The organism is Pseudomonas serbica (genome assembly GCF_028823535.1).
Lineage (GTDB): Bacteria > Pseudomonadota > Gammaproteobacteria > Pseudomonadales > Pseudomonadaceae > Aquipseudomonas > Aquipseudomonas serbica.
Map to the genome: position 1 here is coordinate 1 of NZ_JAQIYM010000032.1, position 8,874 is coordinate 8,874.

At 57.7% G+C, this 8,874-nt stretch carries 10 protein-coding genes; 7 read left to right on the forward strand and 3 right to left on the reverse strand.

Annotation, left to right across the window (positions count from 1 at the left end; genetic code table 11):
• From NQL71_RS29490 to NQL71_RS29505, 4 genes are all read left to right on the forward strand, one after another.
• The coding region (locus tag NQL71_RS29490; protein ID WP_462806834.1) for an RHS repeat-associated core domain-containing protein at nucleotides 1-421 on the forward strand (421 nt) is incomplete at its 5' end.
• Nucleotides 415-894 (forward strand): hypothetical protein, encoded by a 480-nt coding sequence (locus tag NQL71_RS29495; RefSeq protein ID WP_274643771.1) that lies wholly within the window; start codon nucleotides 415-417, stop codon nucleotides 892-894. The genes NQL71_RS29490 and NQL71_RS29495, both read left to right, overlap by 7 nt.
• A 228-nt stretch (nucleotides 895-1,122) precedes the next feature.
• Entirely contained in the window at nucleotides 1,123-1,377 is a 255-nt protein-coding gene (locus NQL71_RS29500; protein WP_248688020.1) for a DUF3829 domain-containing protein, read from the forward strand.
• 88 nt (nucleotides 1,378-1,465) lie between these two features.
• A complete protein-coding gene (locus NQL71_RS29505) occupies nucleotides 1,466-2,353 on the forward strand; it encodes a hypothetical protein (RefSeq protein ID WP_166619102.1) in 888 nt (295 codons plus the stop codon).
• 79 nt (nucleotides 2,354-2,432) lie between these two features.
• Here NQL71_RS29505 and NQL71_RS29510 read toward each other — a convergent pair whose 3' ends face one another.
• From NQL71_RS29510 to NQL71_RS29520, 3 genes are all read right to left on the reverse strand, one after another.
• Nucleotides 2,433-2,756, reverse strand: a complete 324-nt coding sequence (locus NQL71_RS29510) for a hypothetical protein (protein WP_046820285.1) — start codon at nucleotides 2,754-2,756, stop codon at nucleotides 2,433-2,435.
• 218 nt (nucleotides 2,757-2,974) lie between these two features.
• Nucleotides 2,975-3,607 (reverse strand): response regulator, encoded by a 633-nt coding sequence (locus NQL71_RS29515; RefSeq protein ID WP_248686466.1) that lies wholly within the window; start codon nucleotides 3,605-3,607, stop codon nucleotides 2,975-2,977.
• Between the two features lie 7 nt (nucleotides 3,608-3,614).
• The gene (locus NQL71_RS29520) at nucleotides 3,615-4,985 is read right to left on the reverse strand and encodes a cache domain-containing protein (RefSeq protein ID WP_274643772.1); all 1,371 of its coding nucleotides are present in this window, start codon (nucleotides 4,983-4,985) and stop codon (nucleotides 3,615-3,617) included.
• Between the two features lie 296 nt (nucleotides 4,986-5,281).
• Here NQL71_RS29520 and NQL71_RS29525 point away from each other — a divergent pair, with 296 nt between their 5' ends.
• From NQL71_RS29525 to NQL71_RS29535, 3 genes are all read left to right on the forward strand, one after another.
• Nucleotides 5,282-7,339, forward strand: a complete 2,058-nt coding sequence (locus NQL71_RS29525) for a carbon starvation CstA family protein (RefSeq protein WP_274643773.1) — start codon at nucleotides 5,282-5,284, stop codon at nucleotides 7,337-7,339.
• 2 nt (nucleotides 7,340-7,341) lie between these two features.
• The gene (locus NQL71_RS29530) at nucleotides 7,342-7,539 is read left to right on the forward strand and encodes a YbdD/YjiX family protein (protein WP_046820263.1); all 198 of its coding nucleotides are present in this window, start codon (nucleotides 7,342-7,344) and stop codon (nucleotides 7,537-7,539) included.
• Nucleotides 7,540-7,760: 221 nt separating this feature from the next.
• Nucleotides 7,761-8,831 (forward strand): GGDEF domain-containing protein, encoded by a 1,071-nt coding sequence (locus tag NQL71_RS29535; RefSeq protein WP_274643774.1) that lies wholly within the window; start codon nucleotides 7,761-7,763, stop codon nucleotides 8,829-8,831.
• Nucleotides 8,832-8,874: the final 43 nt, after the last annotated feature.

Here is an 8,874-nt window from a genome sequence, read left to right on the forward strand (position 1 = left end):
AACGCAAGATCCGATTGGGTTAGATGGGGGAAACAATCTTTATCGCTACGTACCTAGCCCGACTGGATGGATTGACCCATGGGGATGGGAGTGCTGGAGTTCGGCAAGAAAGAATTATTGGAAGGCGGAGGCTAAATCACCGAGCCAAGTATATTCACCCGCCAATTTGGCTAATATGGCCGAAGGTAAAGCTCCTAGAATGACTGTGGAAGTCATGAATCGCAAAACGTTTGAAATTACGAGAAAAGATGTCGCAATGGAGCTTCATCATAATGATATTCCACAGCGGGTCGGTGGCGCCGGTGTTCATGAGACCTCGAATTTACTCTCATTAACTCCGTGGGAGCATGAGGCAGTAGATGCATTTAGGCATGTAGGTTCAGATCTGATTAGAGTAGTGAAAGGGGTTGATATATGGTAGATGAAAATTTAGATGTCGCGAAAAAAATAATCAGTTCCCAGAATTATAAAGATTCTGTCGAAGAATTGAAGAAGGTTTTAGGTATTAGTGTTAGGGCGAGCTATGAGGATGTGTTCGCGAACTTGGACGCTGCTGCGATTACTAGATCCGGGCTGAACGGGAATGAAATTGAATCGTTAATTTCTCAACGCTCCACCGAATTGAAGGCCTACTCAGTTAAAAAGCATAGGGCTTTAAATGGCTTGCCTGATGAGCAAGAGTATCCGGTTGGCGAAGAGCCGAGTGAAGAGGACAAAGATTCAAATGTCGTTAGCAAAGGTTATGCGCCAGGTTTTTTGTTAGCTAACGCAATCGAATTTCTACTCGCTAGTAAAGGAGTGGAGTTGCTACAGAAATACCTAAAAGAGTCCAGAATTCCTAAGGCTAGTGCTTATTCTAAACAAGTAATTAAGTTCTGTGAGAGCGCCAGGTGAGTCGTGCACTGACAAATTTTTCTGGCGAGATTTCATTGTTTTAGATCGGAAAAGCGGAAAAGGGGACAGCGGAAAAGGCAGCGGAAAAGGGGACCAGCGGAAAAGAGGGAACGAAAAAGGGGACAGATTTATTTTAGCGAAAAAGCGAAAAAGGGGACAGATTTATTTTGGACCGTTTTTCGTTTTTCCCTAAATAAATCTGTCCCCTTTTTCCTCTTTTTCCTGCAAATGATCGAAGGCTGGGACAAGAAGGGCAAATCCCAGACAACAGCGCTCAAATGCAGTGTCTTGCTCAGTGATTTGAACCGTTTTGTCGGTAAAGGGCGTGAAGCGATCAATACGGCAAGAAACGGTGGCTACAAGCCTGATGAGCAACGACAAATGATGTGGAAAATGAATAATCCCATCCAGCGAGATGCCAAATCTTTCGGGCAGTCCTTTGATTCTGTGATCAACGGGCTGAACCGTACAAGCTGTATCTGAAGTCGCGCAATGGAATCGACAGTGAAATCGCAGGCTCCCGTCTGGATTTCGGTGTTTTTAAATCAACTACCAAGGAAGTAACCATCTTATGCAGCAATCAACGACACACTCTCCAACCGTGACAGGTCAACTGATCAAAACCTACCGCCATGGCAAGGGCTTTCTGGTTTTCATGCTGTTGTTCGCCATCGTCATGTTGGGCCTGGCAGGATTTGTGTTGTACCTGGGTACCATCCTGCCAGCGGGCAGTGCCGGAGCGAACACCAGTCGTGATTTCAGTCCGCAGGTTTTGATCTATTCCACTAGTGGTTTGCTGATCGTCATTTCGGCAGTTCTATTCGGACTTTATGCGTGGCAGAAGAAGCTGCGCGGGACCCATTATGAGGTTTACGAGCACGGTATCGTTGCTATTAGCGGAGTGGATCATCGATACACGGCGTTTGCTGAAATAGAAGACCTGTATCTGTTCAGTTCGGGGCAAACGGCAATCTCTGGCTTGATTACCAACCTGGCGTACCGACGTAATGAGAGTGAGCCATTTCATCGAACTATCGCGTCGCTCAAAGGTTTTTTTGAGTTTCAGGAGCTGGTGCGTGAGCTGCACGTGCGCGAGCGTCTGCCGGTTGTGATGAAGCAGCTTGAGACTGGCGGCGCAGTGACTTTCAACTATGTGCCTACCGGCCAGGTCTGGCGCAAGCGAATTGCTGGGGACTTCCTGAATATCACTACTCTGCCGATCAATGTGACACCTGAGTTTCTGGAAGTTGAGGGTAGTAAAGTTCCGCTGTCGACACTCTCCACCGTTGATTTGAATAAGTGGACTGAGATGGTCACTATCAACGATGCAACCGGGCGACAGATTCTATCAACGGTGTGCACCGGCATCATGAGCCATGACCTGTTCCTCACCACTCTGGATGTATTGCTGGACGGCGAGCGCACCGGCAGCGAGAAGACGACGTCAAGCCTGGCCTGAGGCACCTTACCCTCACTATAAAATCAACCCGGCTGATCAGGCCGGGCTTTTTGTTGGGTACTGCGGTGCAGCGATAGGGTCAGGCGATGGTGTTGCCCTGCAGGCGGTCGGAACCATCGGCAGCGACAGTGTTGCCCTGCAGGCGGTCGGAGCCATCGGCGGCGACCGTGTTGCCTTGAAGGCGGTCGGAGCCATCGGCAGCGACAGTGTTGCCTTGCAGACGATCGGAACCATCGGCAGCGACGCGATTTTCGATCAGGCGGTCAGAACCACCCTCAGCCACACGGCTTTCAATCAGACGATCCGAGCCACCTTCAGCCACAACAGGTTGAACAGAGGTAGCGGCAAAAGCGTTAACTGCAAAAACCGAGAAAGCGATGCTGAGGAGGGTTTGGCGTTTCATGATCGTGTGCTCCGGGTGTTGTTGGTTGGTATGGAGCTGATGTTACGCCGCGGATTTTTTAAGAGAACTTCATTGAGTTAATGGTGACTATTGACGCAGTCAATGGAGGAGATCCTTGTGGGAGCGGGCTTGCTCGCGAAAGCGGTGTGCCAGTCACCATCATCGTTGATTGACACACCGCTTTCGCGAGCAAGCCCGCTCCCACAGGGTTCGTGGCGTTAGCGGGAAATCAGTCCGTGATCGAGGGCGTACTTGACCAGCGCCGCCGGTTTGTCGATGTTGAGCTTGCGCCGGATGCTCAGGCGATGGGTTTCCACGGTGCGCACGCTGATGTCCAGTTCCCGGGCCATTTCCTTGTTGTTCAGGCCCTGGGCCATTTTCGCCAGCACCTGGCTTTCCCGCGGTGTGAGTTCGTTGTCGGTGTTCCTGTCGGCGATCAGCCGCTGGGCGATTTCCGCGCTGTAGAAGGTGCCGCCGCTGCTGATGGCTTCGATGGCGGCGATGATTTCCCGGGACGGCGCGTTCTTCAGCACGTAGCCGCTGGCGCCGGAGCGCACCGATTCACTGACGTATTCGTAATTGTCGTACATGCTCAGCACCAGCACCTTGAGCGACGGGTACTGGCTGCGCAGCACGCGGGTCAGTTCCAAGCCGTTCATGTCCGGCAGGCTGATGTCGACCAGCAGCAGGTCGGGTTGGCAGCGCCCGACCATCTCGATGGCCTCGGCGCCGTTTTCCGCTTCGCCGACCATTTCCAGGGGCGACATCACGGCCAGCAGCGCCTTGATGCCGTCGCGGACCAGGGAGTGATCGTCGACCAGGGCGACGCGGATCGGGGAGGGCAGGTTCATGCAAGGTTCACTCTTGTAGTTTTGCGCCAGGTTTCATCGGCAGCCGTACGTCCAGCTCGCTTCTGCCGGGCATCGAGATCAAATCGAAACGCCCGCCAAAATGTTCGACGCGTTCGCGGATGTTACGCAAGCCAATGCCGGACTGGCGACGTTCGACCTGGGCAACATTGAACCCCATGCCGTCATCGACCAGCGTCAGCCGCACGGACTGTTCACAACCGCGCAGGCTGATGGACACGTTTTTCGCCTGGGCGTGACGTTCGATGTTGGTCAGGCCTTCCTGGACGATGCGGAACAGCGCAACAGCGGCGCCGTCGACCAGTTGGCAGTCGAATTCATTTTCGTCATAGGTCACGGTCAAGCCGCTGCGCTGCTGGAACTCCGCGGCCAATTGGCCGATGGCCGCCGGCAGGCCGAGGGTGTCGAGCAAGGATGAGCGCAGGTCGTGGGAGAGGCTGCGCACTTCGCCGATGGCATCGCCCAGGCGTTCGGTGGCGTCTTTCAACGTGTTCAAGCCCTTGTCCTGGGCTTGGCCGCTTTCCAGCAAGTGGCTGGCCAGTTCGAACTGGAACTTGATCGAGACCAACACCTGGCTGATGCCGTCATGCAGTTCACGTGACACCCGCGAGCGCTCTTCTTCCTGCAGGCTGACGATGCGCTGGGTCAGGCGCTGCAGTTTCTTGTCGGCCAGGCGATGTTCGCTGACATTGAGGGTCATGCCGGTGGCGAACACGAACAGCACCGCCACCAGCGCCACCACGGCAATCGCCATCATGGTCTTGCGGATGCCCTGGGCCACTTCGGCACGGGCCTGCTGGGTGGCGCGCTCGACGTCTTCGAGGTAGATGCCGGTGCCGAGCATCCAGCCCCAGCGATCGAGCATCACCACGTAGGCGAGCTTGTCGGTGACCTGGCCGGAGGAGGGTTTATTCCAGGCGTAGCGCTGGAAACCTTCGCCCGATTGCGCACTCTTGAGCAGCGCCTGGATCACCGGCAGGCCGTGCGGGTCCTTCATGTCCCACAGGTATTGGCCCACCAGTTCCGACTGGCGCGCGTGCATCAGGCTGCGGCCTTCGTGGTCGTAGACGAAGAAATAGCCATTGATGCCGAAGCTGAGCTTGCGCAGTTCTTCCAGCACCTGCTGCTGGGCGCGCTGATCGCCCTGGCCGTTGTCGTACAGCGGCTCGATCAGGCTTTTGGCCATTTCGACGTAGTTTTTCAGTTCCGCGCGCTTGCTCATCAGGATGCTGTCTTCGATCAGCTGCGCCTGTTGATCACCCAATTGGCGGTTGAGGGAAATCACCAGGGCGCAAATGACGGCAATGGCCAGCACCAGCGGCAAAATACCGAGGGCGACGATCTTGTGTTTGAGCTGCATGTTCATACCTGCCCGCGCGAGGGGTGGGGATCATATGCCAAAGAGAGGCATTGTAGGAGCGAGCTTGCTCGCGATGGTATTTCAGGCGCTGAGTGGCGTCGGCTGTACCTTTTTCGCGAGCAAGCTCGCTCCTACAGGGGGAGGGGGTCATCTACGTAGAACTACGTAGGTGGCGCGTACGTAGTAACGCGGATTTATTTGTGGACGCCATGCGCGGATATTGGGCCAGCTCCGCTCAGCGGACACAATTATAAAAATTACCGCCGCAGTCACGAGCTGTCGGCAGGAGACCCTCTATGCCCCGTCTGGCTAAACACCTCGCCTGGTTTGCCGTGGCTGTCCTGGGAGCGATTGCGCTGAGTGTCGTGGCCCTGCGCCGCGGCGAAGCGATCAACGCCCTGTGGATCGTCGTTGCAGCCGTCGCCATCTACCTCGTTGCCTATCGTTACTACAGCCTGTTCATCGCCAATAAAGTGATGCAGCTGGACCCCAATCGTGCCACCCCCGCTGTACTCAACAACGATGGCCTGGACTACGTGCCGACCAACAAACACGTGCTCTTCGGTCACCACTTCGCGGCCATCGCCGGCGCAGGGCCCCTGGTCGGCCCGGTACTGGCGGCGCAGATGGGCTACCTGCCCGGCACGCTGTGGCTGATTGCCGGCGTGGTGCTGGCCGGTGCCGTACAGGACTTCATGGTCCTGTTCATGTCCACCCGCCGCAACGGCCGTTCGCTGGGCGACATGGTCCGTGAGGAAATGGGCCGTATTCCCGGCACCATCGCGCTGTTCGGCTGCTTCCTGATCATGATCATCATCCTTGCGGTGCTGGCGTTGATCGTGGTCAAGGCCTTGGCCGATAGCCCGTGGGGCATGTTCACGGTAATGGCGACCATCCCGATCGCGATGTTCATGGGCATCTACATGCGCTACATCCGCCCGGGCCGCATCGGTGAAATCTCGGTGATCGGCGTGCTGTTGCTGCTGGGTTCCATCTGGCTCGGCGGGCAGATCGCTGCGGATCCGGTGTGGGCCAAGGCCTTTACCTTTACCGGTATCCAGATCACCTGGATGCTGATCGGTTATGGTTTTGTCGCCGCGGTGTTGCCGGTGTGGCTGATCCTGGCACCCCGTGACTACCTCTCTACTTTCCTGAAAATCGGCACCATCGTCGCCCTGGCCATCGGCATCCTAGTGACCATGCCCGAGCTGAAAATGCCGGCGCTGACCCAGTTCATCGATGGCACTGGCCCGGTATGGAAGGGCGGTCTGTTCCCGTTCCTGTTCATCACCATCGCCTGTGGCGCCGTGTCGGGCTTCCATGCGCTGATCGCTTCCGGCACCACGCCGAAGCTGCTCGCCAGTGAAGGTCACGCCCGTTACATCGGTTACGGCGGCATGCTGATGGAATCCTTCGTGGCCATCATGGCCATGGTTGCGGCCTCGGTGATCGACCCGGGCGTGTACTTCGCCATGAACAGCCCGGCCGCCGTGGTCGGTGCCGACGCGGTTGCCGTGGCGCAAACCGTCAGCAGCTGGGGTTTTGCAATCACCCCGGAAGCGCTGCAGGCGGTGGCCCACGACATCGGTGAAACCACTATCCTGGCCCGTGCCGGCGGTGCACCGACCCTGGCCGTCGGCATCGCGCAGATCCTGCATCAGCTACTGCCAGGTGAAAACACCATGGCGTTCTGGTACCACTTCGCGATCCTGTTCGAAGCGCTGTTCATCCTGACCGCGGTGGACGCCGGCACCCGTGCCGGGCGTTTCATGCTGCAGGACTTGCTCGGCTCGTTCGTACCATCGCTCAAGCGCACCGAATCCTGGACCGCCAACCTGATCGCCACCGCCGGTTGCGTGGCCATGTGGGGTTACCTGCTGTACCAGGGCGTGATCGATCCGCTGGGTGGCATCAATACCTTGTGGCCGCTGTTCGGTATCTCCAACCAGATGCTGGCCGGTATCGCGTTGATGCTCGGCTCCGTGGTGCTGATCAAGATGAAACGCCAGCGTTATGTCTGGGTGACCTTGCTGCCGGCGGTGTGGCTGCTGATCTGCACCACGACAGCGGGCTTCATCAAGCTGTTCGACGCCAACCCGGCGATCGGCTTCCTGGCCCTGGCAAAAAAATACAGCGATGCCTTGGCCAACGGTCAGGTGCTGGCACCGGCCAAGAGCATTGAACAGATGCAGCACGTGATCTTCAACGCTTACACCAACGCCACGCTGACCGCGCTGTTCCTGTTCGTGGTGTTCAGCATCCTGTTCTTTGCGCTCAAGGTCGGCATCGCCGCCTGGGGTACAAAAGAACGTACGGACAAGGAAGCGCCGTTCCATGCGCTGCCGAAGGCCTGAGCATGTTCAATGACTTGAGTCGCCTCGGTAAATACCTCGGTCAGGCCGCGCGCCTGATGGTGGGGATGCCGGACTACGACAACTATGTCGAACATATGCAGACCCAGCATCCGGACAAACCGCTGATGGACTACGAGGCATTCTTCCGGGAACGCCAGGAGGCTCGTTACGGTAGCAAGGCTGGGCCGAAGTGTTGTTGATGCACCACGCCTAGGCAACACACCCCTGTAGGAGCCCGGCTTGCCGGCGATGGCGATCTTCCGGACGCCTTCGCCGGCAAGCCGGGCTCCTGCAGTGGATCGGGTAAAGCCGCGAGAAATGGAGTGGTTGTGAGGTCATTGTGGGGATAGCCGTTTGTCAGGCGTATCGGTATGCTCAGCGCACAGCCGAAATGCCCATGATAAACAACCACAGTGACGTTATGAGCTCATCAGTAACACGTGCGAATGTCCTAGCGCTGTATCCGGAAGACTCCCGCGAAGCGGCGGCCCTGCTCAAGCAGGCCGTGCCGCTGATGGTTCGCCATAACATCCCGCCCAACCCCGTGCACTACGCCCTCTGGTACACCTACAGCAAGGGCCAGGACCCGGAGCTCAATCGTCACCTGGACCGGGTAGTCCGGGACTTCGACGGTTGCCCGCCAGAGTCGGCGACCCGCCTGTTTCGCCAGTACATCATCCGTGACGAACTGGAAGATGCCCGCGCCGAACAGCATCAGGTCATCAGCCTGGTCGATGGCATGGAGCGCGACGTCTCACTGAGTGTGGAGGGTAGCCTCAACTTTCAGAATCGCCTGGGGCAGTGCCTGGAAATGCTCGACGAGCCGGCCAGTGACCGCCTGCCGGGCATCCTCAGCGAACTGCAGCAGAGCACCCGGCTGATGCAGAGCCAGCAGGAGCACTTCCTCGCGCAGCTGCATTCGGCGCAGGACGAAATCAAGACCCTGCGCGACAAGCTGCAGCGCGCGCAACTGGCCGCGACCCTCGATGGCCTGACCGAATTGTTCAACCGCACGGCGTTCACCCGCCTGTTGGAAAAGGCGCTGGGCCTGGCTTCCCGTGGTGTGGCCCTGTTGATGCTGGATATCGACCACTTCAAGCAATTCAATGATCAGTACGGTCACCCACTGGGCGACCGGGTCCTGCAGCATGTAGCCCAAGTGCTGCGCGGCGCATTGCCGACCAATGCGTTCGCGGCGCGCTACGGCGGTGAAGAGTTTTGTGTGGTCCTGCCCGATTGCGCCGACCTGGGCAGCGCCTGTGCCTTCGCCGAGCATCTGCGGCTGAAAGTGCAGTCCTTGCGGATCAAGGCGCGCAGCACCGACACCGTGCTGGACACCGTGACCGCGTCTTTCGGCGTCGCCCACGCCCAGCCCGGCGACAACCTGGAGAGTCTGCTGACCCGTGCCGATGACGGGTTGTACCAGGCCAAGCGCAATGGGCGGAATCAGGTGTTTGCCTTGCAGGAAGGGGCGGCGACCACCCTTTCCTGACCTGACGCGGATCAAGTGTGGGAGCGGGGGGGGGGGGGGGGGG